Here is a 24,443-nt window from a genome sequence, read left to right as displayed (position 1 = left end):
GAGGAGGTGAGTGCGATGTTCCCTGCCCCCGCCCCGGCGGACCCGCCCGGGACCAGCCGCAGCACGTCGGCGACGATCCAGCCGAACATCCTGCGCTATCTCGTCGTCGTCGCCGAGGAACGCGGTGTCGATCTACGGCCCCTGCTGGGCCAGGTCGGCCTGGACGAGACGCTGATGCGGTCCGCCGCGCTACGGGTGTCGTACCGGCAGGGCAGTGCGGTGATCCGGCGCGCGGTGGAGCTCACCGGGGACGAACGGCTGGGCCTGAAGGTCGGCGCCGCGCAGCACCTGACCGCGTGGGGCCTGCTCGGCTTCGCGCTGCTGGCCGCCGACACCCTGCGGCACGCCATCGAGACCGGTGTGAGGTACCAGAACCTCTCCGGCGCGATGACCGTGTGGTCGACGTGCGTGGACGAGGACGGCGCCTTCGTCCTGCGCGCCGACCTCCCCGACCCCGCCGTCGACCCGAGCGTGGCCTCCTTCCTCATCGAGGAGGGGCTCGCCTCCGTGGTCACCCTGTCCCGGCTGGCCGTCGGCCCCGACTTCGCCCCGCGCGTGGTGGAGTTCTCCTCGCCTCCACCCCGCCAACGCGACCTCTACGGCGCCCTGTTCGGCTGCCCGGTCCGCTTCCGCGCCCCGGCCGACCGCATCGTCATCGACCCCGCGTGGGCCCGCACCCGGATGCCCGGCCGGGACCCGGTGACGTTCGCCTCGACCCTGGAGACCCTGGACGCCCAACTGGCCTCCCGCACCGACCAGCAGGACCTCCTCGAAGTGCTGGAGGTGTCCGTGGCGCAGAGCCTCCCGGTGATCCCGTCCTTCGGCGAGCAGGCACGACGGCACGCGACGAGCGAACGGACACTGCGCCGCCGGCTCGCCGACTGCGGCACGACGTACGAGGCACTGGCCGAGGGAGTACGCCGGGAGCGGGTCGAACAGCTGCTGCTGCGACCGGAGTTGACGTTGCGTGAGATCGCCCGCCGGGCGGGATTCTCCGACGAACGGGCCCTGCGCCGCGCGGTACGCCGCTGGCACGGCACCTCACCGGTCCAGTTGCGGGAGCAGTTGCTCCGGGCAGCGGCGCACCGCGAGTGATCCGGTCAACGGGTGCGGATCCAGACCGTCTTCTCCCGCGTCCACTGGTCGAAGGCGTTCGTCGACCTCTCCGCGCCGCCGAACCCGGACTGCTTCCAGCCGCCGAAGGGGGTCGTGATGTCCCCCTCGCTGTAGGAGTTGACGGAGACCACGCCCGCCTCGATGCCACGGGCCAAGCGCAGTGCGGTGTCGAGGTCGTGGGTCCAGACGGAGGCGGCGAGCCCGTACTCGGTGGCGTTGGCCATCCGCACCGCCTCGTCCTCCGAGCCGAAGGTCTCGACGGTGACCACCGGACCGAACAACTCCCTTGTGAGTACGGCGCTTTCGGCGGGGGCGCGGGTGATCACCGTGGGCGGGTAGTAGGCGCCGCGCGGAGGCAGCCCGTGGGGGAGTCCCGCGGTGTGGATCTGGGCCCCGGCCGCGCGGGCGGCATCGACGGCGTTCGCGACCCGGTCGAAGGCGGCGCGGTCGATCAGCGGCCCCTGCTGGGTGCGCGGGTCGGCCGGATCGCCGATGACGAGATCCCTCGCGGCGGCCGTGAAGCGCTCGACGACCTCCTCGGCGATGTCGCGGTGCACCAACACCCTTGATCCGGCGGTGCAGTTCTGCCCCATCGTGAGGAACGCGGCCTCGATCATGTCGCCGATGAGCTCGTCGCCGTAGGAGAGCGCGTCGGGCATCAGGATCTGGGGGCTCTTGCCGCCCATCTCCAGGGAGACGCGCTTGAAGTTGCTGTCGGCGGCGGCCTTGAGGATGCGGCGGCCGGTCGCGGTGGAGCCGGTGAAGGAGAGTGCCCGGACGAGGGGGTCGCGGGCGAGGGCCGCGCCGGCTTCCTCGCCGTAGCCCGGGAGGACCGTGAGGACGCCGTCGGGCAGGCCGGCCTCGGTGGCGAGTGCGGACAGGTGCAGGGTTGAACGCGGGGTCGCCTCGGCCGGTTTGACCAGCAGGCAGTTTCCGGCGGCGAGGGCGGGGCCGATCTTCCAACTGGCCATCGCCAGGGGGTAGTTCCACGGGAGGATCGCCGCGCCGACACCGACCGGTTCGCGGGTGACGAGACCGAGGCCGTCGGGTCCGGCCGGTGCGATCCGGCCGAAGACCTTGTCGGCCGCCTCGGCGAACCAGCGGATCGACTCGATCGCGCCCGGCACGTCCCCCGTACGGCACTCCGTGATCGGCTTGCCCGCGTCCTCGCTGTCCAGCCGGGCGAGGATCTCGGCGTCGCGCTGCATCAGGTCGGCGAGGCGGAGCAGTACGGCGGCGCGTTCCCGGACGGGCAGACGCGACCAAGTCCCGGTGTCGTAGGTGAGTTGGGCCTGCTCGGCGGCCTTGGTGACGTCGTCGGCGCTCGCGGCGGGGAGGGTGATGATCGGTTCGCCGGTGGCGGGGTTGACGACGGTCAGCGTCTCGTTCGCGGTCATGCCTCCTCCACCAACTCCCAGCGCCCGTCGGTCTGTCGGGCCAGTCCGCGGCTGCGGAGTTCCTCCAGATAGCGGGCCATGCCCCGGTCACCGCGCTTACGGAACAGCGGGAAGATCCTGGGCAGCAGGTTCGGTACCAGCATCGCGCACCGCACCAGCCGAGACTCGCCGGACCGGGGGTAGGCCTCAAGACGTGGCTTGTCGAGGAGACTCACCACAGCCGCGACGACGTTCGCGGGCTGTTGCGGCTGGTCCTGGAACTGCAGGGAGTTGCCGCCGTCCACGGCCTCCTGGCGCAGCATCCGGGTGTCGGTCGCCGAGGGCAGCACCGACCCGGCCAGGATGCCCTTGCTCCGCAGATCGAGGCCGATGGCGAGCATCGCGCCGCGCAGCCCGAACTTGGACGCCGTGTAGATCGGGGTCTCGCCCAGCGGGAAGATCCCGCCGAGGGAGACCGTGGTGACCACACGGGCGTCCCGGGATGCCTTCAGCAGCGGGATCGCGATCCGGGTGGCGACCAGCGGGGAGGTCAGGTTGAGGGTGATCTCCCGCTCGATGCTCTCCACGCTGCGGACGTCGAAGCGCTCCGAACTGGTCATGCCCACGTTGTTCACCAGCACGTCGAGACGGCCGTGGACATCGGCGACCCGCTCGAACAGCCGCTCCAACTCGGCGCGTTGCATCAGATCGCAGCCGATACCCGTGTGTCCGACGCCGGGCAGTTCCGCGGCGACCTTCTCCGCACGGACCTCGTCGATGTCCACGACGACACAGCGCGCGCCGCCCGCGGCGAAGCGGTGGCACAGCGCACTGCCGATGCCGCCCGCGCCGCCGGTCACCAGCATGACCTTGTCGGTGAAGTCGTACCGCCTCATGCCGTCGCCTCCACGCGTCGCGGGGACCGCACCGGCGGCGCCTGGCCCTCGGTGCGCCAGCCCATCCGCCGTGCGACCTTGCCGATGTACTTCACGAACGCCCCGCTGTCGACATAGCCGGTGTGACGGGGCGAGGCGACGAACGTCAGCCCGCCGGACAGATCGGGGCGGTCGGCACGGATCATCTGCGTGAACCGCTCGGCGTTGGGCAGCCCGTTACGCGCGTCGTTCAAATACCCGGCGATCAACTGCGCCTGCGTGTCGAAGAGTTGGTACGCGCCGGAGTTGGTCTCCACGAACCCGATCCCGAACAGGCCCAGATGCTCGCGCGAGAACGACGACAGATACAGGTCGGGATGCTGCTCGTCGCCGAAGTACCGCTGCGCGACCGGGACTTTGTGGACGTAGCCCGTGGCCAGCAGGATCAGATCGAAGTCGTCGCTCGTGCCGTCCGTGAAGTGCACGGTACTGCCCTCGGCGCGGGCGATGCCGGGCCTGGCGGTGATGTCGCCGTGCTGGAGATGGTGGATCAGCATCGAGTTGATCGCCGGGTGGGTCTCGAAGAGCTTGTGGTCCGGCTTCTGCAGCCCCAGGCGTGTCGGATCGCCGTTGACGATCCGCAGCAGTCCACCGAAGACGCGCTGCGCCAGCCACATCGGCAGATGCGGACCGCTGTTGGCGATGGTGTCCACCGGCCGCCCGAAGAGATGCTTCGGAATGAACCAGTAACCGCGCCGCATGCTGATCACCGCGCGGTCCGCCGTCCGGGCCGCGTCGCACGCGATGTCACACCCGGAGTTCCCCGCACCCACGACCAGCACGCGCTTGCCCCGCAGTTCCTCGGCGCTGCGATAGCCGACGGTATGCCGGACCTCACCGCCGAACTTTCCAGGAATGTCAGGGGTGTTGGGGTGCCACTGCGAGCCCGTGCACACCACGACCTGCCCGTGCAGGCTCTCCCGCCCGTCGGCCCGGACGACCGTCCAGGTGCCGTCCGCGTTCTTCTCGACGCTCTCGACCCCGACACCGAACTCGATCCGGTCCGTGAGCCCGTAGGCGTCGGCGAAGGAGCGCAGGTACGACAGGATCTGCCGGTGCGGCGGGTAGTCCGCGAAGTGGTCCGGCATCGGGAAACCGCCGAAGCCCGACAGGGTCCTGCTGGAGATGAAGTGGGCCGACTCGTACATCGGGGTGCCGGGATTCTCGATGTCCCAGATACCGCCGGGCCCGGTGTGCCGCTCCAGATGCGTGTACGGCAGGTTCCGCTCCGCCAGGGCTCGGGCGACGGCCAGCCCGGCAGGCCCCGCCCCGATCACACACGTGTCCAACTGGCTTTCCGTCACGAGCCTGCCTCCTCTTTCGTCCCGTTCCACGGGTGGTGCAGGAAACGTACGTACTTGCTGAGCTGCGGGAACTGACCCGCGCGGCCAGGGACCGGACCTCAGCGGCCGGGGGCGTCGGGGCCGCGCCGGTTGAAGGTGGGGCAGGTGGAGCGGATGGGAACTCCGGGAAGTGACGGACCGTTACGCGGAGACAGAGCCTTGGGGTGGAGTTGACGAACGCTTCACCCGAGCCACAGGGCCGACCAGTCACCAAGTCACCAAGTCACTGAGTCACCGAGTCCGCCCCACCGCCCGCCCCGCCCCCGCTCACCCCACTTGTCCCCGGAGGCCCGAACGATGACCCGGATCCACCCCCACGCACACCCCCATCCCACCCGGCGTGCCCTGCTCGGCGGCGCCGCCCTGACCGCCCTCGCCGTGACGGTCGGCACCGGCACGGCAAGCGCCAACTCGTCCACAGGCGAGGCGAGTTGGCCGACCGAGTTCGCACTGCCCAACGGCTTCCTCCCCGAGGGCATAGCCATCGGCAGTCGGCCGTACGCCTACATGGGCTCCCGTGCCAACGGCGCCATCTACCGCACCGACCTGCGCACCGGCGAGGGCAAGATCCTGTCCGAGGGCGCCACCGGCCTGGTCTCCGTCGGGCTGAAGCTGGACCACGACGGCCTGTTGTACGTCGCGGGCAGCACCGGAGCCGCGAGGGTCGTGGACTCCCGCACCGGTGAGGTGCTGACGACCTATCAACTCACAGCCGCCACCGGGCACTTCATCAACGACGTCACCCTGCTCGGCGACCGCGCCTGGTTCACCGACTCCCTCGACGCGGTGCTCTACGGCGTGCCCCGAGGCCGTACGGGCGAGGTCGCCGCCCTGCCGCTCACCGGCGACTGGGTGCAGACACCCGGCGTGAACAACGCGAACGGCATCGTCGGCACCCCCGACGGGCACAGCCTCATCGTCGTCAGCAGCACACCCGGCAAGCTCTACCGCGTGTCCCTCAAGACGGGCCACGCCACCGAGATCGCCCTGAGCGGCGCATCGGACGTGGCCAACGGGGACGGTCTGTTCCGGATCGGCCGCACGCTGTACGTCGTCCAGAACCGGCTGAACCGGATCAGTGTGTTCGACCTCGACTCCGAGGTCACCACGGCGACCCTGCGCAGTACGATCACCGACCCGCGCTTCGACGTCCCGACGACCGCCGCCCGTTTCGGGAACCGGCTGTATCTCGTCAACGCCCGCTTCACCAGCCCGCAGACGCCGGACACGACGTTCACCGCCGTCGCCGTCTCCATCTGATGTGACGGGGGGCGGGTCTCCGAGAGGGGCGTGCAAGGTGCCCCTTCGGAGTCCCGCCCGTGGGTGGTTCAGCGGTTCGGCGTCGGATCACCCGCCGTTACGACGGCCGCCGTCGCGGCCTCGGCGGTGTTCCCGCCGGCCACCGCAGCTGTCGTAGACGAAGACGCCTGTCGTGGGCGGAGCAGCAGTACGCACACCAGGGCGGCGAGGAGCGTCAGCGACCCGGCCACGAACAGGCACAGGCGCATGCCGTCGAGGAACGAGTCGCCCAACGCACCCAGCGCGCGCCCGGTGTTCGCGCCGAGGTTCATGTGGGCGACGGCGCCCAGACCGCCGGCGTCGGCGGTGGAGACGATGCCGCGCTGTGTCGCGCCCGTCACCCCGGCGTCGGTGAGGTGGCCGGGCAGGGTGTCGAGCGCCCTGGTGGTGAGCAGGGCGCCCAGGACGGCCGGGCCGAGCGCGCCGCCGACCTGCCGGAACGCGTTGTTGCCGGCCGCGGCCATTCCCGCCTGCTGATACGGCACGGAGGCCACGGCGGTCGCGGTCATCGGCGTCAGGACGGTCCCGATGCCCAGGCCCAGGAGCGCCAGCCGCCAGGCGATGGACGCGAACGAGGTGCCGACGTCGACGCCGGTCAGCGAGAACAGCGCGCCGGAGATCACGAGCAGCCCACCGGTGATCAGGATGCGCGGGGACACCCGGTGCATGAGCCGCCCCACCGGCTGGCCGACCACGATCGCCGCCGCGGTGACCATGAGCAGCCGCCAGGCCGCCTGCAGTGTGTCGAGCTGCTGCACCAGACCGAAGTACAGGCTGAGCAGGAAGAAGAAGCCGATCAGCGCCAGGAAGGTGATCATCGCGACCAGCGTGGTGGCGGTGAACGCCGGGCTGCGGAACAGCGTCAGATCCAGCATCGGGCTGTCGCTGCGCCGTTCGGCGAGCACGAACGCGATCCCTCCGGCCACCGCCGTGAACAGCGCCACCATGACCTTGACGTCCGTGAAGGAACCGGCGCCGCCCTCGATCACGCCGTAGACGAGTGCGGTGATGGAGAGGGTGGCGGTGAGCTGGCCGGGCCAGTCCAGCCTGCGGCCGTGCGGGGCGCGTGAGTCGGGGAGCAGTCGGGCGGCGAAGCCCAACGCGATGAGCGGGACGGGGACGGACAGCAGGTAGATCCAGCGCCAGGAGGTGTGGTCGAGGATGACTCCGGCGATCAGCGGGCCGACGGCCAGCGCGGCCATGAGAGCGGTCGCCCACAGGCCGATGAACTTGCCGCGCTCCCGGTGATCCGGCACCGCGTGGCTGATCAGCGCCAGGGTGGTGGGCAGCAGGGTCGCCGCGCCGAGACCGGCGAGGGCCTGGCCGATCCACAGGACCTGCACCGACTGCGCGGACAGCGCCACGGCGGCACCGGCGGCGGCGAACAGCAGGCCCGCCTGGAACACCTTCTTGCGTCCGTGTACATCGCCGAAGACGCCGGCGGTCAGGATGAACGCGGCCATGGGCAGGACGAACGCGTCCTGGACCCAGGACAGTTGGGCGGTCGACGCGTTCAGCGCCGCCTGGATCGCGGGCAGGCTCACGGCGACCGTGGTCACCGGCAAGTAGGCGACGAAGACGCCGAGGCAGGCCATGACGAGGGTGGCCGCCCGCCGCTCGGGCCGCCCGCTCGCCGGGGTCGTGACGTTCACGGGGAACTCTCCTTCTGGAATGCGCTGCCCTCGAACGGGCATGCGCCCCAGGATCAGCTCCGCCATGGACAATCACCAACGCACGACCGGGAAGCGGCCAGAAACCTCTATCGGTGACACTCTGGATGTCAGACTTCCCTCATGACAGACGAAGTCGACGGGAAAATCCTCCGCGCACTGCAGTGCGCACCGCGCGCCTCGTTCCGGCTGATCGGCGAGGTGGCCGGGGTCTCGGAGCAGACCGCCGCCCGCCGCTTCCACGCCCTGCGCCGGGCCGGAGTGATGCGGGTCGTCGGCTTGGTCGACCCCGCCGTCCACGGCGACGCGCGCTGGGTGGCCCGGATCCGCTGCCGCCCCGACCGGGTCGGCCCGCTCGCCGACGCGCTCACCCGACGGCCCGACATCGCCTACGCGGGCCTCGCGTCCGGCGGTTCGGAGATCATCTGTGTCATCAGCGCGCCGGTGCACGTGCCGCGCGACGACGTCCTGCTCCGCCAACTGCCCAGATCGGCATCGGTGTTGGACGTGAGCATCGACCTGCTCATCCATCCCTTCGGCGCGCACGGCAGAAGCGACTGGACGGGCTACGGCGGCAACCTCACGCCCGATCAGGTACGACACGTCGTGGGCGACCGGCCTGCCGCTCCCACCGGACCACCCGTGCGCCTCACCGACGAGGACACCCCGCTGCTCGGCGCGCTCGCGGAGGACGGGCGCGCCACCCACACCCAACTCGCCGACGTCACCGGCTGGTCCACGGCCCGCGTGGCCCGCCGCCTCGACGCCCTGGAGAGCTCGGGTGCCCTCATCTACGACGTCGAACTGCTCGCCGCGCGCCTCGGGTTCGCGCTCAACACGACCCTGTGGCTGCGCGTCGCCCCGGCCCGCCTCGAAGGTGTCGGCGAGGAACTCGCGGGCCACGACGAGGTCGCCTTCGCCGCCGCCATCAGCGGCGACTCCAACGTGATGGCCGTCGTCATCTGCCGCGACACGGAGGACCTGTACCGCTATCTGACCACCAAGGTCGCCACTGTCCCCGGCATCGACGGCTACGGCGTGAGCATCCACGTCCACCGTTTGAAGCAGGCCACCTCGCTCATCTCACGCGGGCGGCTGGTGCCCCCGGCCTTTGCCTAGGCCGGACGCACCAGGCCGGACCACACGCGAGGGCATGTGATCCGGCCGTAGGTCATGCGGTGCTTGTACGGCGGTGCGTCAGCGCTTCGTGTAGATGAAGCCGACCTTGTCCACCTCGTCGCCGGAACGTCCGTGGAAGCCGGCGATCTGCCAGCCGGACGGGGCGGTGCGGGTCACGCAGTCCGAGGTGGTGGTGCCACCGGCCAGGGTGTTGCCCAGGTTGGTGGTGAACTTGGCGTAGAAGATCCGCGTGGTGTCGTTGTACTTGCTCTCGCACAGGTACGCCGTCGTCACGTACTCGCCGCTGCCCAGCGTCAGCGAGGACGCGGTGCCGCCGGTCCCGCCGTGGGTGAGCGTGGTTCCGTTGGCGAGGGTGATGCCGACCTGGTCGACACGGGAGCCGGAGCGCAGCGAGATCTTGGTGGCGCGGGCGGCGGCCGGGACGCTGTCGATGTCCTGGTAGTAGTCGCCGTGCGGGCCGCCGAACTGCTCGCTGAGCTGGAAGTCCGCGTTCTGCGACCAGGTGAAGCCGACCGTGATCGGGTCGTGGTCGGAGAGCATCAGCCCGTCCGAGGTGAGGAACTTCGCGTGCTCGTTGTTGTACGACGTCGCGTTGAGCGTCACCAGCTTGCTGCTGCGGTAGAGGACCTTGTCCACGACCTCGCAGGTGTTGGGCACGGTGGCCCCGGTCTGGTCGCACACCAGCGCGTCGCTGCCCTTGACCGGCGCCACGCCGCCGCGGATCAGCTTGACCCAGGCGTCGGTGAGCCCGTTGGCCGAGGCGAACTCCGCGATCGTGTCGGCGGAGCGGGTGTAGCGGGTGTTCGTGTCACCCATGACCACGACGGCGTTGCCCGCCGAGTGGGTGCTGATGAACGAGGTCAGCTGGCTCAGGTTGTCCGCGCGGGAGGCCTCGTCGCCGTCGTTCGTACCCGCGTTGGTGTGCAGGTTGTAGAAGTCGACGTACACGCCCTCGGAGAGACGCTCGCGCATGAACGTGAAGCCCTTGGGGGTCAGGCAGTCGCCCGAGTCGATCTGGCAGGAGTTCCAGCCGACCCGCTCGAAGTCGTCGCCGTCCCAGGCGTAGTTGGAGACCGTGTTGAGCCCGCTGCCGATACCGGCGCCGCCGCTGGTCGCGGTGCGGTAGGGGTGGGTGTCGGTGGAGTACAGGTAGGCGTGGTAGTTGAAGTCCTCCTGCACGTTCACGATGTCGTACGGGGCGATGCGCGTGCCGATCGCGGTGGTGCTCGTGTCCCGCGGCGTCGAGGCGCTGGACAACGACTCCGGCAGCCCGGCGACGTTGTACGTGAGCACGCTGAAGCTGCCCGACGTTGCGGCGGCGGCCGGCGTCGCGGCGGCCACCGTGATCCCGCCCAGGGCCGCGGCAGCGGCCGCCAGACAGGCGAGAAGTCTGCGCATGGGGAAGTGCCTCCTGCGGAGTGACAGAGGGGGAGGGTGATGCGGCGGTCATGTCAAAATGTAGCGACAAGCGCTTGCTATGACTCCCCTCCGGCCGCACCGAATCAGGAATTCCGTGTGACGCGGAGATGGCCAAGTCCCGTTGCCCGCCCGTTTGTTGACGGTGCGGGGGGATACGGTCCACAGGAATGGGGGCAGGGGGCATCCACCCCGCCGGCCGGCCCCGCTACGGCCGCGCCAGATGCCGCATCGTCAGCGCCAGTTGCAGCCGCAGCCGGCCCTGCGGGGTGCGTACCGGCCAGCCCAGCAGGGACTCCGCGTGGGTCAACCGGTCCTGGAGGGTGGAGTGGTGGACGTTGATCTCCGCGGCCGCCGCGCGCAGGCTCGTGGTGGCGGCGACGGCGTTCAGAGTGGCCAGCAGCCAGGGCGCGTTCGCCGCCGCCGCTTCCAAGTCGTGGACGTCGGACGGCGGTTCGGCACCCGGTGCGACCAGTTCGGCGAGGAGGGCGATGCCGCCGAGTTCGTCGGCGTGCACGACACGTGGGCCGGGGTCCTGCGCGGTTCCGTCGGCGGTGAAGCGGAGGGCGGTGCGGGCGGCGGCCCAGGAGCGGGGCAGGTCCAGTACCGGGACGGCGGGGCCGACGCCCAGCCGTCCGACGGGCGGTTCGTCGCCGAGGTGAACCGGGGCCGTGTGCACCGGAGTTGTCTGCGGATCGCCGTCCGGGTGCTGGGCGGGTGACACGTGCCGCCCGCTCCCGGACGTACCGGTGTCCCGGGGGGCGACGACTATCCGGGGTGACCCGTCGAGCGGGACGACGACACGGGCCCGGGTAGCGGGGTCGGCCGTGTCGAGGCCGAGGCGGCGGGCCGCGTGCAGCCGGGCCGTCTCGGGGGCCGTGGCGTCGAGCAGCGTCTCGACCAGCTCCGGGTCGTGGGCGGGAACCCGGCCCCGGGTGCGGTCGAGCACGAGTCGTACGGCACCGGCCGCGCGCTCCAGGATCACCGCGTCGACGACACTGGGCGCCGCCTCCGCCGTTCGCTCCAGCCACAGCGCCGAAGCCCCGCCCGGGGTCAGTGCGGCGGACGGCCAGGCGGGATCCGGCGGCGACTCGCTGTCCCTGCGCGTACCGTCCGCCTCGACCCGCACCCGCACCCGCCGCTCGGCGTCGACCAGCCGCGCCGCACACCCGGCCAGCACCGCCGCCCCGCGCACCAGCGCCTCGAGCCCGGCCCGCGACTCGGCGAGCCGATCGAAGTACCCGATGACCCGCACGGCGGCACCGGCGTCCGGATCCAGCGCGGTCAGGCGCCCGGCCAGCTCTTTCATATGCCCATGGTGCGCCATGGAACGGGTGTGCAGGAGCCTGCGGACAAGGTTCCGTCGACGGCGCGGGACGCGGGGGCCGGGCGAGGACGTGCTGAGGCGGCGCGTGGAGGCTCCCGGACGGAACACGCCCTCCCGTTCCCGGACACCGAGCAACGCGAGCCACCGGCGCGGAGGGGAACGTCCGGCCGCGGTACGTGTGCAGGTGGCGGACTCCGATCGTTCTTGCCCGTGGGGCCTCGGCTTCGTGGGGAAGCGGTCTGAACGGCTTGTGCCCGTGCGATCGAGGGCGCTGTACGCGAGGGTGGGGCGGGGGCGCCCTGCACTGCAGCACGGCCAACCGGCCGGTGCCGACGGGGACGACCCGACACGGTACGCGTGCATGGAGCGGGTCCCGGTCGTCCCTGCCTCCGGGGTCCCGGCATCGCGGGGAAGCGGCCTGAACCGTTGTGCTGTACGCGGGGCGGGGCTGGGCCGGAACCGCCGCAGGGCGAATCGCCGGCGCCGGCGGAGACGACCCGCCACCCCGCCCGCGCGCCGACAGCAGACACCGGTCGCACTCGCCCGCCCCGGCGGCCCCCCGGCATCGTACGGAAGCCGCCCCCCTTACGCCGCCAACAACCGCCGCAACCAGCTCACATGCGCAGCCCGCGCCGCCTGCGAAACAGCCGCCTGCGGGGCGAAGCCGTCGAAGCCGTGGAAGCCGCCGGGCCAGACGTGGAGTTCGGCGATGCCGCCCGCCTGCCAGAGGCGGGACGCATAGGTGACGACCTCGTCGCGGAAGGTCTCCGCCGAGCCGACGTCGAGGAAGGCCGGGGGCAGGCCGGTCAGGTCCTGCGCGCGGGCCGGTGCGGCGTAGGGCGACACGTCGGGGCCGCCGCGGCGGTCGCCGAGGAGGGCGGTCCAGCCGGTCTCGTTGGCCGTGCGGTCCCAGACGCCGATGCCGACCATCTGATGTGCGGACGGGGTGTCGTTGCGGTCGTCGAGCATCGGGCACAGGAGGAGCTGTCCGATGGGTCGCGGGCCGCCCCGGTCCCGGGTGAGCAGAGCCAGCGCGGCGGACAGTCCGCCGCCGGCGCTCGCGCCCATGATGACGATCCGCTCCGCGTCGCCGCCGATCTCCTTCGCGTGCTCCGCCGTCCACAGCAGACCGGCGTACACGTCCTCGATCGGCGCGGGATGCGGATGCTCGGGCGCCAGCCGGTACTCCACCGACACCACCACCGCGTCCAGCTCCCGCGCGTACTCCAGTGCCCCGCTCACGCCGACCCGGTTGTCGCCGAGCACCATGCCGCCGCCGTGCACGTGATAAATGACGGGGAGTGGTCCGGCCGTCGCGGGTGCGGTCGGGCGGCAGATCAGCAGGGAGATGTCGGGATCGCCGACCGGTCCCGCCACCTCCCGGTCCTCGATGGAGAAGGCGCCGTCCAGGGTCAGATCCACCTCGGCCAACTGCGTGATCCCCGGGCCCCGGCGGATCTCCTCGATGTCCTCCAGCGACATCCCGGGCGAGATGAACTCCTTGATCAACTCCAGTGCGGCGGCGAGTTCGGGGTCGAACGGGGGCGGGGCGGAAGTCATGCGCTTCTCCTGACGCTGGGCGCGGCGGCTCGTACGGCCATACTCCGCGCGCCTACCCCCGATCCGCCCACCGCCGTACGGCGGAACCTCTCCGCCGTACGGCGGGTGCCTTGTCGGGCCGTTACCTGTTGTTCACTCGCGGGACGTGGAAGGGATCTCCCGCGCAGACAACGATGTCAGAACCCTTGCCGAGCACCGCCTGTATCACCTCATGTGCCAATTCATGTACCAGGAGCACCACCCGTGAACATCTCCCTGACCACCTGGCTGCTGACGATCGCCGCCCTGTGCGCCCTCGTCGGCGTCGACTTCCTCGTCGGTCGCAAGCCCCATGACGTGTCCATCAAGGAAGCCGGCATCTGGACCGTGGTCTGGGTCGTGCTGGCCTGTCTGTTCGGGCTGGGGCTGCTTCTCTACGGCGGGAGCGGGCCGACCGGGGAGTTCTTCGCCGGGTACATCACGGAGAAGTCGCTCAGCGTCGACAACCTCTTCGTCTTCGTGCTGATCATGGGCAAGTTCGCGGTGCCCTCCCAGTACCAGCAGCGGGTCCTGATGGTCGGCGTGCTCGTCGCCCTGGTGCTGCGCGCGGGCTTCATCGCGGCCGGTGCCGCCATCATCTCGACGTTCTCCTGGGTGTTCTACCTCTTCGGCGCCTTCCTGATCTGGACCGCCTGGAAGCTGGTCCAGGACGCCCGCAAGGGCGGACACGAGGAGGAGTACGAGGAGAACAAGCTGCTCAAGATCGCCGAGCGCCGCTTCGGCGTGGCCGACCGCTACCACGGCACCAAGCTGTTCATCACGGAGAACGGCAAGCGCATGATGACCCCGATGCTGGTCGTGATGCTCGCCATCGGCTCCACCGACGTGCTCTTCGCCCTCGACTCCATCCCCGCGATCTACGGCCTCACCCAGGACCCGTACATCGTTTTCACCGCCAACGCCTTCGCGCTGATGGGCCTGCGCCAGCTGTACTTCCTCATCGGCGGCCTGCTGAAGAAGCTGGTCCACCTCAGCTACGGCCTGTCGATCATCCTCGGCTTCATCGGCGTCAAACTGGTGCTGCACGCCCTGCACGAGTCCGGTGTGCACGTCCCGGAGATCTCCATCCCCTTCTCCCTCGGCTTCATCGTGCTGGTCCTGGCGGTGACCACGTTCACCAGCCTGTGGGCGACGAGGGCGGCCGACGAGGAGACCGCCGTCAAGTCGTAGGCGCGGAGGTTGACTTCGAGAGCGCTCGAAGACCTACCGTCACGAGGGACGATGAAGGTCCGGGCGAACTGTGAAACGGAGTCGGACATGCGGGTCGGCGTGCACATCAACCGGTTCAACCATCCCGGAGGGCCGGCGGCGGTCGGGCCCGAGCTGGCCTCGGCGGGCGCCGCGGCCGAGGCGGCGGGCGTCAGCTGGCTCTCGGTGATGGACCACTACTTCCAGATGGAGTTCAACGGCGGCGCCGAGGACGCCATGCTGGAGGCCTACACGACGCTCGGCTTCCTGGCCGGCAACACCTCCACGGTCCGGCTCGGCGCGCTGGTGACCGGGGTGACGTACCGGAATCCGGGCCTGCTCGCGAAGATCGCCACGACGCTCGACGTGCTCTCCGGCGGCCGGGCCACGCTCGGCATCGGGGCGGCCTGGTACGACCGTGAGCACCACGGTCTCGGTGTGGCCTACCCGCCGGTCGCGGAGCGTTTCGAGCGGCTGGAGGAGACCCTGCGGATCTGTCTGCAGATGTGGAACCCGGAGGCGAACGGCCCCTTCGAGGGCAAGCACTACCGGCTCGCCGAGACCCTGTGCGTGCCCGCGCCGGTCAGTAGCCCGCACCCCGAGATCATGATCGGCGGCGGTGGCGAGAAGAAGACGCTGCGCCTGGTCGCCCAGTACGCCGACGCCTGCAACCTGATCGTGTCGTCGCCGGACGAGCTGCGGCACAAGCTCGACGTGCTGCGCGGGCACTGCGACAGGCTGGGGCGCGACTACGACCGTATCCGCAAGACGATCGTCCACACCGGCGAGTCCGTCACCACGGGGGACACCGACGCCTTCCTGCGGGAGATCACCGGCTTCACGAAGCTGGGCATCGACACGGTGATCCTGGGCCCGCGCACCGGCGAACCGGCCGAGTGGATCGAGCGGTTCGTGGCGCCGGCGGTACCGCGCCTGGCCGAACTGGACTGACGCGAAAGGGCCGGAGTCCCTGTGGACTCCGGCCCCTTGTGCGTACGGGTGCCTGGATCAGGCGGCGACGGCCTCGCCCGCGTGGCCCTTCAGCTGGGAGAGGACCTCGGTCAGCTGGGCGACGACCTCGGCGTCGTCGGACGGGTGGGTCTCGGCGAAGCGGACCACGGAGCTGGGGATCGAGAGCTTGAGCTCCTCGATCACCTTGCCGCCGGCGATGCCCACGGCCTTGCGGGCCTCGTCCTGCGCCCACACGCCGCCGAACTGGCCGTAAGCGGTGCCGACCACGACGACCGGCTTGCCGCCGAAGCCGCTGGCGCCGTAGGGGCGGGACAGCCAGTCGATGGCGTTCTTCAGGACGGCCGGGATGGTGCCGTTGTACTCGGGGGAGAAGAAGAGGAACCCGTCCGCGGCACCGGCGGCGGCACGCAGCTTGGCGGCGGCGGCCGGGACGTTGCCCTCGACGTCGATGTCCTCGTTGTAGAACGGGATGTCGGCGAGACCCTCGAAGATCTCGATGTCGGCGCCCTCGGGCGCGAACTTCACGGCGGCCTCGGCGAGCTGGCGGTTGTGCGAGCCGGCACGCAGGCTGCCGACGAGCGCGAGGATACGAACAGACATGGGGGACTCCAAGAGGGGGGCTGAAACACTGCCGTTACGATCCGGACCGAGGTCCGTTTAAAAGTTGTACCAGCCTAAGCGGACCGCGGTCCAGTTTTGTTCCCGGTGCTTTACGCTGTCTTCATGTCCAGCGCGCTGCCGCCCTTTCCGAAGCCCGAGGAGTCCATAAGCGAACCCCGGTTGCTGGAGGTCCGCTCCTTCACCGACGAGCCGTGCCTGCGCGCCGACGCGGCCCGCAACCGCGCGAAGCTGCTGGAGGCCGCCGCCCGGCTGATCGCGGAGCACGGGGTGGCCGGCGTCACCATGGAGGCGGTGGCCGCCGCCGCCGAGGTCGGCAAAGGGACCGTCTTCCGCCGCTTCGGCGACCGCACCGGCCTGCTGATGGCGCTGCTCGACCACTCCGCGCAGACGCTCCAGGCCGACTTCCTCGGCGGCCCCCCGCCGCTGGGCCCCGGAGCCCCGCCGGTCGAGCGGCTGCGGGCGTTCGGTGTGGCGGTCCTGTACCGCTCGGCGGAGCAGCTGGACCTGCAACTGGCCGCACAGCCGGAGCCCACCCGACGGTTCGCCCACTCCGCGCTCCAGGCGCTGCGCACCCACGTCATGGTGCTGCTCCGGCAGATCCTGCCGGACGCCGACTGCGAACTGCTCTCCCAGACGCTCATGGCGTATCTCGACCCTGCCCTGATCAACCATCTGACCAGGCAGTGTGGGATGCCCATGGAGCGGCTGGAGGCCGGCTGGGTCGACCTCGTGGCCCGCGTGACCCGTACGCCGTCGCCCTGCTGAGTTCCGCTCAGCCGAAGGAGGCGAACATGTCGAGCATGCCCTGCGGGGCGTCTTCACGGAACATCAGGACCCCGTTCGCCGCCGAGTCCGCGGCCGACTCCTCGCTGCGCGGGAACAGCTTCTCCTCGTAGGCGGCCAGCGCGGCCTCGGTGTCGCCGGGGTGCGCGGCCAGCGCCAGGCCCAGTTCCGCCCCGTCGAACATCGCCAGGTTGGCGCCCACGCCCGCGAACGGCGACATCAGATGGGCCGCGTCGCCCAGCAGTGTGACCCCGGGCACCCGCTCCCAGCGGTGCCCGATCGGCAGGGCGTGGATCTGCCGCGGGACCAACGGCCCGTCCGCGTCGCCGAGCAGCGACCGCAGGCTCTTGTCCCAGTCGGAGAAGTGCCCGAGGGTGTACGCCTTCGCCGCCTCGGTGTCCGTGAAGTCGACGCCGTCGAACTCGTCCTCGGGGACGGCGAGCGCCACGTAGATGTGCAGGCTCCCGTCGGTCTCCCGGTGACCCAGGAAGCCCTTGCCCGCGCCGAGCGCCATCAGCATGCCGTCGCCGACGACCTCGGCGCTGACGGGATGCCGCAGGTCGGCGTCCGGCAGGTCCACCTCGACGAACGAGATGCCGGTGTACGCGGGCTTCGCGTCCGAGAGCAGAGGCCGCACCTTGGACCAGGCGCCGTCGGCGCCGATCAGCAGATCGGTGGTGAAGGAGGTGCCGTCCGCGAGTGTCACCTCGTGGCGGCCGCCGTCCAGCGGGCGGGCGCCGGTCACCTTCGCACCCCAGCGGACGGTGCCCTCGGGCAGGGAGCCGAGCAGCAGATCGCGCAGTTGACCGCGGTCGACCTCGGGACGCGCGCCGGTGCCGTCGTCGGGATCGTCCAGCAGGACCGTGCCGGCCTTGTCGAGGACGCGGGTGGCCTCGCCGCCCGGGTTGACCAGCGCGCGGAACTCCTCGTAGAGGCCGGCCGCACGCAGTGCCGGCTGGCCCGAGTCCTCGTGGATGTCGAGCATGCCGCCCTGGGTGCGGGCTGCGGGGGAGGCGTCCAGGTCGAAGACGGCGGCCTCGATGCCGTTCACGTGCAGGACCCGGGCGAGTGTGAGCCCGCCGAGTCCGCCGCCGATGATCGCGAGGGGGTGGTGGGTGGTGGTCATGGTGAACCTCCTTGAAAGGGACGGGAGTTGGGGTGTCAGTCGGGTACGGCGGTGCGCTCGATCCCGGTGATCAGTGCCTGGAATCGCCAGGACAGGCGGGCCATGGGCGCCCCCGAGAGCAGGTCGTCGGAGCGTGCGGCGATGTGCGGGTGGGTCCGGTCGGAGACGTTGCGCAGGGCGTCGGTGAGGGCGTCCCAGTCGTCCTGGGTGTCCCCGGCCGAGTGTTCGGCGGCCGTCGCCGTGGCCTGCTGGAGCAGCAGGTCCACGCCCCACGCGGCCTGCGCGGGTGGGACGCCTCCCTCGTCGAGCAGGGCCAGCAGGTTCTCGATCAGGTTCAGGTAGTGCGGGCCGCTGGGCCAGGCCGTCAGTGCCGAACGGGCGAGGCTCGGGTGCTCGAAGAGCATCGCGGTGTACGCGGTGAGCACCTGCTCCAGCCGTTCGCGCCAGGAGCCCTCGGCCGGGACGGGCCCGATCGTGCCGAGCAGCTCGTCCAGGACCGCCGCGTGCAGCTCCGCGGTGTTGCGCACGTACACGTACAGCGAGGCCGGACCGGTGTCGAGCTCCTGGGCCAGGCGCCGCATGGTGACCTTCTGCAGACCTTCGGCGCGCAGTACCGCCACCGCGGCGGCGACGATTCCCTCCCTGCTCAGGGCGGGTTTGGCCGGTCGTTCACGGCGGCTGCGCGGGGTGTCGGGGCGAGCTGTCATGTCTCTATGATAGCGAACATGTTCGCTCCGAGCAAGTTCGTGACGAACACGTTCGTGAAATTCTGGACCATGTTGTGTCATCGTGACGACCGTTCCCCCGCCGCACTGACCACCCCCGGCTTCTGCCAAGATGCCGTACGTCATGGTGCAGATACCGAAAACGCCCGCAGCCCCGTCGCCCGCACCGCGCTCCGTGCCCACGAGCGCCGATGTGGCCCGCCTTGCCGGCGTCTCACGCGCGACCGTCTCCTACGTCCTCAACAACACCAGCGCTGTACGGATCAGCGAGCCCACGCGTCGCCGTGTCCACGAGGCCGCCAAGGAGCTCGGGTACGTCCCGCACGCGGCTGCCCGCAGCCTGCGCGCCGGGCACAGCCGGATGGTGCTGATGCCGGCGCCGACCGTCCCGGTCGGGCTGCTCTACAGCCAGTTCATCCACGAACTCCAGTGGGCGCTCAGTCGCCTCGACTACACGGTCGTGCAGCACGGTTCCATGGGTTTGCAGGGTGACGAGGCCGCCCGCGCCTGGGCCGAACTCCGCCCGGTGGCCGTCCTGGTGCCCGGCGCCGGGCTCGGTCCGCAGGGCGTCGCCGTCCTCAAACGCTCCGGCGCGCGGGCCGTTCTCACCATCGGCCCCGAGCGGATCGAGGGCGCCCACGCCCTGCTCATGGACCACGAGGGCGTCGGCCACTGCGCGGGCACGCATCTCCACGGCCGCGGCCGGCGCCGGATCGGCGTGGTCGTGCCCGAGGAACCCGGCCTGGAGACCTTCTCCCGCCCCCGCCTCGACGGCGTGCGCCGCGCCCTGCTCGACACGGACGCCACGGTCACCGAACTCCCGCTCGCGTACAGCGAGGAGAGCGCCGCCAAGCTCGCCTCGCGCTGGCGCGCCCTCGGCCTCGACGCCGTGTTCGCGTACAACGACGAGTACGCGATGCTGCTGATGCGTGCCCTCCAGGACGAAGGCATCCGCATCCCCGAGGACACGGCCGTGATCGGCGCCGACGACCTGATGATCGGCCGGCTGCTACGACCCCGCCTGAGCACCGTCCACATCCAGCTCCCGTCCGGCCGCGACCTCGCCGACCTGGTCGACAGCGCGGTACGCGAACCCGGCGCGCTGCCCGGCACGCACGAACTGCTCGCGGCGTCGGTGATCCACCGCGATTCCAGCTGAACGGGGCCTGAGGGCGGTGGAGTTGTGCCCCGCGCCGGGACGGCGGAGCAGGGCACGGTCGACACCGGGCGCGCCCGCGGCCCCGCCGATCGGTTCGACGCCGGGGCGGGACCGAGAGCGTGCTGGACCCGGCCGGGGTCCACCGCGCTTCGCGATCGACACCGACCGGGCCCTGTCGTGCGGACCGGTTCGCGCCAATACCGTTGCCCCGACGCGGAGTTGCGTCCCTGAGCCGATGAGCCACAGGGCTCGCTCTCGCCGGGTTCCGACGTTCGCGCCCTGCTCCGGGCCCTCGCCGACCGGCATCGCACCGGCGCCGTGCAACTCCTGTACCAGTGCCCGGAGTTGCCGCTCCCGCCCGTTGTAGGCAGCGCATTTCCCTCCTGGCACGACTAGGATGTTGCACGCTCAACCAGACGGGGATGCGTTCGACCACGGATGCAGTTCGGACGTCTGCGCCGGATCACCGCATCCCGTCACGCGAACGACACGGGACTCCCGCTGCCCCTGCGAGTCCCGCCGGTGACGGAACGGAGAGCCGCCATGCCTTTGCTCGACCCCAAGATCTGGCAGTCCCGCCCCCTGTCGGGCCCCGAGTACCCGGTCACCGAGCCCGCCACGGGCGACACCCTCGGTACCGTCACACTCGCCGCCGCCGAGGACATACGCCCCGCCGCGCAGGCGGCCCGTACCGCGCAGGCAGAGTGGGCACGCGTCCCGCACTTCGTCCGCGCCGGCGTGCTGCGCAAGGCCGGCGACCTGTTCGCCGCGCACGCCGAGGAACTGCGCGAGTGGATCGTCAGGGAGTCCGGATCGATCCCCGGCAAGGCGGACTTCGAACTGCACGTCGCCGCCCAGGAGTGCTACGAGGCAGCCGCGCTCGCCTCCCGCCCTGCCGGACAGGTCCTCCCCTCCGAGGCGCCCAGGCTGTCGTACACCCGGCGCATCCCGGTCGGAGTCGTCGGCGTGATCGCGCCGTTCAACGCTCCGCTGATCCTCTCCATCCGCTCGGTCGCCCCGGCGCTCGCGCTCGGCAACGGGGTGGTCCTCAAGCCGGATCCGCGCACGGCGGTGTGCGGGGGACTGGCCCTTGCGGCGGTCTTCGCGGAGGCGGGCCTGCCCGACGAACTCCTCCAAGTCCTGCCCGGCGGCCCCGAGGTGGGAGCGGCACTGGTCGCCGACCCGCAGGTGCCCGTCATCTCCTTCACCGGCTCAACTGCCGCCGGACGCGCGGTCGGTGAGGCGGCGGGGCGCCATCTCAAGCGCGCGCACCTGGAGTTGGGCGGGAACTCGGCCCTGATCGTGCTGGCGGACGCCGACCTGGACGCGGTGATCTCCACGGCGGCCTGGGGCTCGTTCTTCCACCAGGGCCAGATCTGCATGACGACCGGCCGCCATCTCGTCCACGAGTCGCTCTACGACGAGTACGTCGAACGTCTCGCCGCCAAGGCCGACTCCCTGGCCGTCGGCGACCCGCACCGCGCACAGGTGCACCTCGGCCCGATCATCGACGGCGCCCAACTGGCCAAGATCCACGGCCTGGTGGAGGCAAGTACGTCAAGTGGCGCCAGGCTGGCGGCCGGTGGCACCCACGAGGATCTCTTCTACCGGCCGACCGTCATCGCCGGCGTCGACGACAACACCCCCGCCTATGCGGAGGAGGTCTTCGGCCCGGTGGCGCCGGTACGGTCCTTCGCCACCGTCGACGAGGCGGCGGCGCTGGCCACCACCGGACCGTACGGACTCTCGCTCGGCATCGTCACGCGCGACAGCGCCCGCGGCCTGGATCTGGCGGAACGCATCCCGACCGGGATCGTCCACATCAACGACCAGACCGTGAACGACGAGGCCGTGGCGCCCTTCGGCGGGATCGCCGCGTCCGGCACCGGCGCCCGCTTCGGCGGCGAGGCCAACCTGGAGGCCTTCACCGACGTGCGCTGGACGACGGTGCGCGGAGACGTGGCGACGTACCCGTTCTAGGGATTCTTCGACCGGCGGTGCTTACTGACCGCTCTGCTCTGCCTGTGCCTGCTGCTCGGCGACCGACTTGCGGACCTCGTCCATGTCGAGCTTGCGGGCCTGGCCGATGACGTCCGTCAGGGCGGCCTCCGGCAGCGCGCCGGGCTGGGCGAACACGGCGACGCGGTCGCGGACGATCATCAGCGTGGGGATCGACTGGATGCCGAAGGCCTGTGCCAGCTCGGGCTGGGCCTCGGTGTCGATCTTGCCGAAGACGAGGTCCGGGTTGTCCTCGGCGGCCTTCTCGTAGACCGGGGCGAACTGACGGCACGGCCCGCACCAGGACGCCCAGAAGTCGATCAGGACGAAGTCGTTGTCCGTGACCGTCTGGTCGAAGTTCTCCTTGGTGAGCTCCACGGTGCTGCTGCTCATGACGTGATTCCCTACTTCCTCGATGTGGGGGCGAAGCCGTCCCGGACAACACGGCCGTCCGGGCCCGTATTCCGCGCCCCTACCCGTGTGGCCTCCGCGCACACCACCCAGCAGACTGGCCCCATGACGGAAACGGAATCCATCGAGTACGACGTCGTGGTGGTCGGGGCCGGGCCCGTGGGGGAGAACGTCGCCGACCGCACCCGTGCGGCCGGTCTCTCCACCGCGATCGTGGAGAGCGAACTCATCGGCGGCGAGTGTTCGTACTGGGCCTGTATGCCCAGCAAGGCCCTGCTGCGCCCGGTGATAGCCCGCGCCGACGCCCGCCGCGTGCCCGGCCTCGGCCATCTCGTCCAGGGCCCGCTCGACACCGCCGCGGTCCTCGCCCACCGCGACTACGAGGCCTCGGGCTGGAAGGACGACGGCCAGGTCCGCTGGCTCGACGGCATCGGCGCCGACCTCTACCGCGGCCAGGGCCGCCTCGACGGCCCCCGCAAGGTGACGGTGACGGGCCCCGACGGCGTACGGCACGTCCTCACGGCCCGGCACGCGGTCGCGGTCTGCACCGGCACCCGCGCCCTCCTCCCCGACCTGCCCGCACTCGCCGACGTGAAGCCCTGGACCAGCCGCGAGGCCACCAGCGCCAAGGCCGCGCCCGGCCGGCTGATCGTGGTCGGCGGCGGGGTCGTCGCCGTCGAAATGGCCACCGCCTGGCAGGCGTTGGGCTCCCGGGTCACCCTCCTCGTCCGCGGCAAGGGCCTGCTGCCCCGCATGGAGCCCTTCGCCGGCGAACTCGTCGCCGACGCGCTCAGCGAGGCCGGCGTCGACCTCCGCACCGGCACGTCCGTTACGTCGGTGACCCGCGAGAACGGCACGGTCGTCGCCGTCACCGACAGCGGCGACCGCATCGAGGCCGACGAGATCCTCTTCGCCACCGGACGCGCTCCGCAGACCGACGACATCGGCCTCGACACGATCGGCCTGGAACCGGGCTCCTGGCTGACGGTGGACGACACCCTGCGCGTCCCCCACAACGACTGGCTGTACGCGGTCGGCGACGTCAACCACCGCGCCCTCCTCACCCACCAGGGCAAGTACCAGGCACGCATCGCGGGTGCCGCGATCGCCGCCCGCGCCGAAGGCGTCCCGCTCCTGGAGACCGACCCGTGGGGCGCCCACGCGGCCACCGCCGACCACGACGCCGTACCCCAGGTCGTCTTCACCGACCCCGAGGCAGCCGCCGTCGGCCTCTCCCTCGCAGAGGCGGAACAGGCCGGCCACCGCGTCCGCGCCGTCGACGTCGAGTTCTCCTCGGTCGCAGGCGCCGGCCTCTACGCCGACGGCTACCGTGGCCGCGCCCGCATGATCGTCGACCTCGACGAGGAGATCCTGCGCGGAGTCACCTTCGTCGGCCCCGGCGTGGGCGAACTGATCCACTCGGCGACCATCGCGGTCGCCGGCCAGGTCCCCATCAACCGCCTCTGGCACGCGGTCCCGTCGTACCCGACGATCAGCGAGGTCTGGCTCCGCCTGCTGGAGGCCTACCGGGGCTGAACACCCCTGCCGCCCTACGGCAGTTGGCAGCCGATTCCCTACGGCAGCTCGAAGCCGAGCGCGGCCGATGCCTCGTCCGGCGTCGGCTGCGCCCAGCGCTCCGCCATCGCCTCGTTCGAGGACAGGGAGCGCAGTTCCGCCCGGTCGAGATAGAGCAGCCCGTCGAGGTGGTCCGTCTCGTGCTGCACGATCCGCGCGGGCCACCCGGTGAACACCTCGTCCACCGCCCGCCCGTGCTCGTCCTGCCCGGTCAGCCGCACCGAGGCGTGCCGCGCGACCACCGCCTGCCAGCCCGGCACGCTCAGGCAGCCCTCGAAGAACGCGGCCCGCCCCTCACCGACCGGCTCGTACGCCGGATTGACCAGCACCCGGAACGGCTGCGGCACCCGCCCGCGCACCACCCGCACCTCGTCCGGCACCGGCGCCGGATCCTCGATCACCGCGATCCGCAGCTCCACCCCGACCTGTGGGGCCGCGACGCCCACGCCCGGTGCCGCGTGCATGGTCGCGCGCAGCGCTTCGACGAACCGCGCCAGCAGCGCCGGCTCCAACTGGCCCTCGAACGGCTCGGTACCGCGCCGCAACACCGGGTCACCGGCCGAGACGATGGGCAACGGACCGCCGGCGGCGAGGAGTTCCTCGACCCGTTCGGCCAAGGGCGCGTGATCACTGGGAAGTGCCATCGCGCCAGGATGCCATGGCC

General features: G+C 71.1%; 21 protein-coding genes. 9 read left to right on the top strand and 12 right to left on the bottom strand.

What is annotated here, in order from left to right; translation table 11 throughout:
* Nucleotides 1-15: 15 nt before the first annotated feature.
* Nucleotides 16-1,095 carry an AraC family transcriptional regulator gene (locus tag OO70_RS16240; protein WP_043670668.1) on the top strand — a complete coding sequence of 360 codons (1,080 nt, stop codon included), beginning with the start codon at nt 16-18 and terminating at the stop codon, nt 1,093-1,095.
* A 5-nt stretch (nt 1,096-1,100) separates the two neighbouring features.
* Here OO70_RS16240 and OO70_RS16235 read toward each other — a convergent pair whose 3' ends face one another.
* The 3 genes from OO70_RS16235 to OO70_RS16225 are packed head-to-tail and all read right to left on the bottom strand — an operon-like array spanning nt 1,101 to nt 4,731.
* On the bottom strand, nt 1,101-2,513 hold the full coding sequence (locus tag OO70_RS16235; protein WP_051741284.1) for an aldehyde dehydrogenase family protein: 1,413 nt from the start codon (nt 2,511-2,513) through the stop codon (nt 1,101-1,103).
* Nucleotides 2,510-3,388, bottom strand: coding sequence for an SDR family NAD(P)-dependent oxidoreductase (locus OO70_RS16230; protein ID WP_043670665.1), 879 nt, complete (start codon nt 3,386-3,388; stop codon nt 2,510-2,512). Before OO70_RS16230 ends, OO70_RS16235 begins: the two co-directional genes overlap by 4 nt.
* Nucleotides 3,385-4,731, bottom strand: coding sequence for a flavin-containing monooxygenase (locus tag OO70_RS16225; protein ID WP_199827326.1), 1,347 nt, complete (start codon nt 4,729-4,731; stop codon nt 3,385-3,387). Before OO70_RS16225 ends, OO70_RS16230 begins: the two co-directional genes overlap by 4 nt.
* A 336-nt stretch (nt 4,732-5,067) precedes the next feature.
* Between OO70_RS16225 and OO70_RS16220 the strand changes: the two genes are divergently transcribed.
* Nucleotides 5,068-6,030, top strand: coding sequence for an SMP-30/gluconolactonase/LRE family protein (locus tag OO70_RS16220; protein ID WP_051741282.1), 963 nt, complete (start codon nt 5,068-5,070; stop codon nt 6,028-6,030).
* A gap of 68 nt (nt 6,031-6,098) precedes the next feature.
* Here the strand turns inward: OO70_RS16220 and OO70_RS16215 are convergent, their stop codons facing one another.
* A complete protein-coding gene (locus OO70_RS16215) occupies nt 6,099-7,721 on the bottom strand; it encodes an MFS transporter (RefSeq protein ID WP_051741280.1) in 1,623 nt (540 codons plus the stop codon).
* Nucleotides 7,722-7,862: 141 nt separating this feature from the next.
* Between OO70_RS16215 and OO70_RS16210 the strand changes: the two genes are divergently transcribed.
* Complete coding sequence (locus OO70_RS16210; RefSeq protein WP_043670663.1) at nt 7,863-8,858, top strand: Lrp/AsnC family transcriptional regulator; 996 nt, start codon at nt 7,863-7,865, stop codon at nt 8,856-8,858.
* A 78-nt stretch (nt 8,859-8,936) separates the two neighbouring features.
* Here OO70_RS16210 and OO70_RS16205 read toward each other — a convergent pair whose 3' ends face one another.
* From OO70_RS16205 to OO70_RS16195, 3 genes are all read right to left on the bottom strand, one after another.
* A complete protein-coding gene (locus OO70_RS16205) occupies nt 8,937-10,277 on the bottom strand; it encodes a jacalin-like lectin (protein ID WP_043670660.1) in 1,341 nt (446 codons plus the stop codon).
* 226 nt (nt 10,278-10,503) lie between these two features.
* Nucleotides 10,504-11,604 (bottom strand): helix-turn-helix domain-containing protein, encoded by a 1,101-nt coding sequence (locus OO70_RS16200; RefSeq protein WP_043670657.1) that lies wholly within the window; start codon nt 11,602-11,604, stop codon nt 10,504-10,506.
* A 603-nt stretch (nt 11,605-12,207) separates the two neighbouring features.
* Nucleotides 12,208-13,182 carry an alpha/beta hydrolase gene (locus OO70_RS16195; RefSeq protein WP_043670654.1) on the bottom strand — a complete coding sequence of 325 codons (975 nt, stop codon included), beginning with the start codon at nt 13,180-13,182 and terminating at the stop codon, nt 12,208-12,210.
* Between the two features lie 243 nt (nt 13,183-13,425).
* Here OO70_RS16195 and OO70_RS16190 point away from each other — a divergent pair, with 243 nt between their 5' ends.
* Together OO70_RS16190 and OO70_RS16185 are read left to right on the top strand one after the other, a co-directional pair.
* The gene (locus OO70_RS16190) at nt 13,426-14,391 is read left to right on the top strand and encodes a TerC family protein (RefSeq protein ID WP_043670652.1); all 966 of its coding nucleotides are present in this window, start codon (nt 13,426-13,428) and stop codon (nt 14,389-14,391) included.
* 87 nt (nt 14,392-14,478) lie between these two features.
* Nucleotides 14,479-15,360, top strand: coding sequence for an LLM class F420-dependent oxidoreductase (locus tag OO70_RS16185; protein WP_043672555.1), 882 nt, complete (start codon nt 14,479-14,481; stop codon nt 15,358-15,360).
* A 57-nt stretch (nt 15,361-15,417) separates the two neighbouring features.
* Here OO70_RS16185 and OO70_RS16180 read toward each other — a convergent pair whose 3' ends face one another.
* Nucleotides 15,418-15,981, bottom strand: coding sequence for an NAD(P)H-dependent oxidoreductase (locus tag OO70_RS16180; protein ID WP_043670647.1), 564 nt, complete (start codon nt 15,979-15,981; stop codon nt 15,418-15,420).
* 105 nt (nt 15,982-16,086) lie between these two features.
* Here OO70_RS16180 and OO70_RS16175 point away from each other — a divergent pair, with 105 nt between their 5' ends.
* Complete coding sequence (locus OO70_RS16175; RefSeq protein ID WP_199827325.1) at nt 16,087-16,767, top strand: TetR/AcrR family transcriptional regulator; 681 nt, start codon at nt 16,087-16,089, stop codon at nt 16,765-16,767.
* Between the two features lie 7 nt (nt 16,768-16,774).
* Here the strand turns inward: OO70_RS16175 and OO70_RS16170 are convergent, their stop codons facing one another.
* Nucleotides 16,775-17,911, bottom strand: coding sequence for an FAD-dependent oxidoreductase (locus tag OO70_RS16170; RefSeq protein ID WP_043670642.1), 1,137 nt, complete (start codon nt 17,909-17,911; stop codon nt 16,775-16,777).
* Between the two features lie 35 nt (nt 17,912-17,946).
* Nucleotides 17,947-18,618 carry a TetR/AcrR family transcriptional regulator gene (locus tag OO70_RS16165; RefSeq protein WP_043670639.1) on the bottom strand — a complete coding sequence of 224 codons (672 nt, stop codon included), beginning with the start codon at nt 18,616-18,618 and terminating at the stop codon, nt 17,947-17,949.
* 142 nt (nt 18,619-18,760) lie between these two features.
* Here OO70_RS16165 and OO70_RS16160 point away from each other — a divergent pair, with 142 nt between their 5' ends.
* Together OO70_RS16160 and OO70_RS16155 are read left to right on the top strand one after the other, a co-directional pair.
* Nucleotides 18,761-19,795 carry a LacI family DNA-binding transcriptional regulator gene (locus tag OO70_RS16160; protein ID WP_078651458.1) on the top strand — a complete coding sequence of 345 codons (1,035 nt, stop codon included), beginning with the start codon at nt 18,761-18,763 and terminating at the stop codon, nt 19,793-19,795.
* A gap of 543 nt (nt 19,796-20,338) precedes the next feature.
* Nucleotides 20,339-21,775 carry a benzaldehyde dehydrogenase gene (locus OO70_RS16155; protein WP_043672553.1) on the top strand — a complete coding sequence of 479 codons (1,437 nt, stop codon included), beginning with the start codon at nt 20,339-20,341 and terminating at the stop codon, nt 21,773-21,775.
* A gap of 21 nt (nt 21,776-21,796) precedes the next feature.
* Here OO70_RS16155 and trxA read toward each other — a convergent pair whose 3' ends face one another.
* Entirely contained in the window at nt 21,797-22,186 is a 390-nt protein-coding gene (trxA, locus tag OO70_RS16150; RefSeq protein WP_043670632.1) for a thioredoxin, read from the bottom strand.
* Between the two features lie 123 nt (nt 22,187-22,309).
* Between trxA and OO70_RS16145 the strand changes: the two genes are divergently transcribed.
* Nucleotides 22,310-23,740 (top strand): dihydrolipoyl dehydrogenase family protein, encoded by a 1,431-nt coding sequence (locus OO70_RS16145; RefSeq protein ID WP_043670629.1) that lies wholly within the window; start codon nt 22,310-22,312, stop codon nt 23,738-23,740.
* Between the two features lie 38 nt (nt 23,741-23,778).
* Here the strand turns inward: OO70_RS16145 and OO70_RS16140 are convergent, their stop codons facing one another.
* A complete protein-coding gene (locus OO70_RS16140) occupies nt 23,779-24,423 on the bottom strand; it encodes a peptide deformylase (RefSeq protein WP_043670626.1) in 645 nt (214 codons plus the stop codon).
* Between the last annotated feature and the right edge of the window lie 20 nt (nt 24,424-24,443).

Origin of the sequence: Streptomyces xylophagus (genome assembly GCF_000716435.1) — a bacterium.
Lineage (GTDB): Bacteria > Actinomycetota > Actinomycetes > Streptomycetales > Streptomycetaceae > Streptomyces > Streptomyces xylophagus.
The sequence above is the reverse complement of the archived record's forward strand: the minus strand, read 5'-3'. Positions and strand labels throughout refer to the sequence as shown.

Excerpts from the sequence above, each read along its gene's own strand:
- OO70_RS16140 (WP_043670626.1), bottom strand. The coding sequence starts at position 24,423 with ATGGCACTTCCCAGTGATCACGCGCCCTTGGCCGAACGGGTCGAGGAA.
- OO70_RS16170 (WP_043670642.1), bottom strand. The coding sequence starts at position 17,911 with ATGACCACCACCCACCACCCCCTCGCGATCATCGGCGGCGGACTCGGC.
- OO70_RS16210 (WP_043670663.1), top strand. The coding sequence starts at position 7,863 with ATGACAGACGAAGTCGACGGGAAAATCCTCCGCGCACTGCAGTGCGCA.
- OO70_RS16240 (WP_043670668.1), top strand. The coding sequence starts at position 16 with ATGTTCCCTGCCCCCGCCCCGGCGGACCCGCCCGGGACCAGCCGCAGC.
- trxA (WP_043670632.1), bottom strand. The coding sequence starts at position 22,186 with ATGAGCAGCAGCACCGTGGAGCTCACCAAGGAGAACTTCGACCAGACG.
- OO70_RS16180 (WP_043670647.1), bottom strand. The coding sequence starts at position 15,981 with ATGTCTGTTCGTATCCTCGCGCTCGTCGGCAGCCTGCGTGCCGGCTCG.
- OO70_RS16185 (WP_043672555.1), top strand. The coding sequence starts at position 14,479 with ATGCGGGTCGGCGTGCACATCAACCGGTTCAACCATCCCGGAGGGCCG.
- OO70_RS16160 (WP_078651458.1), top strand. The coding sequence starts at position 18,761 with ATGGTGCAGATACCGAAAACGCCCGCAGCCCCGTCGCCCGCACCGCGC.
- OO70_RS16230 (WP_043670665.1), bottom strand. The coding sequence starts at position 3,388 with ATGAGGCGGTACGACTTCACCGACAAGGTCATGCTGGTGACCGGCGGC.
- OO70_RS16165 (WP_043670639.1), bottom strand. The coding sequence starts at position 18,618 with ATGACAGCTCGCCCCGACACCCCGCGCAGCCGCCGTGAACGACCGGCC.
- OO70_RS16200 (WP_043670657.1), bottom strand. The coding sequence starts at position 11,604 with ATGAAAGAGCTGGCCGGGCGCCTGACCGCGCTGGATCCGGACGCCGGT.
- OO70_RS16145 (WP_043670629.1), top strand. The coding sequence starts at position 22,310 with ATGACGGAAACGGAATCCATCGAGTACGACGTCGTGGTGGTCGGGGCC.
- OO70_RS16155 (WP_043672553.1), top strand. The coding sequence starts at position 20,339 with ATGCCTTTGCTCGACCCCAAGATCTGGCAGTCCCGCCCCCTGTCGGGC.
- OO70_RS16235 (WP_051741284.1), bottom strand. The coding sequence starts at position 2,513 with ATGACCGCGAACGAGACGCTGACCGTCGTCAACCCCGCCACCGGCGAA.
- OO70_RS16195 (WP_043670654.1), bottom strand. The coding sequence starts at position 13,182 with ATGACTTCCGCCCCGCCCCCGTTCGACCCCGAACTCGCCGCCGCACTG.
- OO70_RS16220 (WP_051741282.1), top strand. The coding sequence starts at position 5,068 with ATGACCCGGATCCACCCCCACGCACACCCCCATCCCACCCGGCGTGCC.
- OO70_RS16205 (WP_043670660.1), bottom strand. The coding sequence starts at position 10,277 with ATGCGCAGACTTCTCGCCTGTCTGGCGGCCGCTGCCGCGGCCCTGGGC.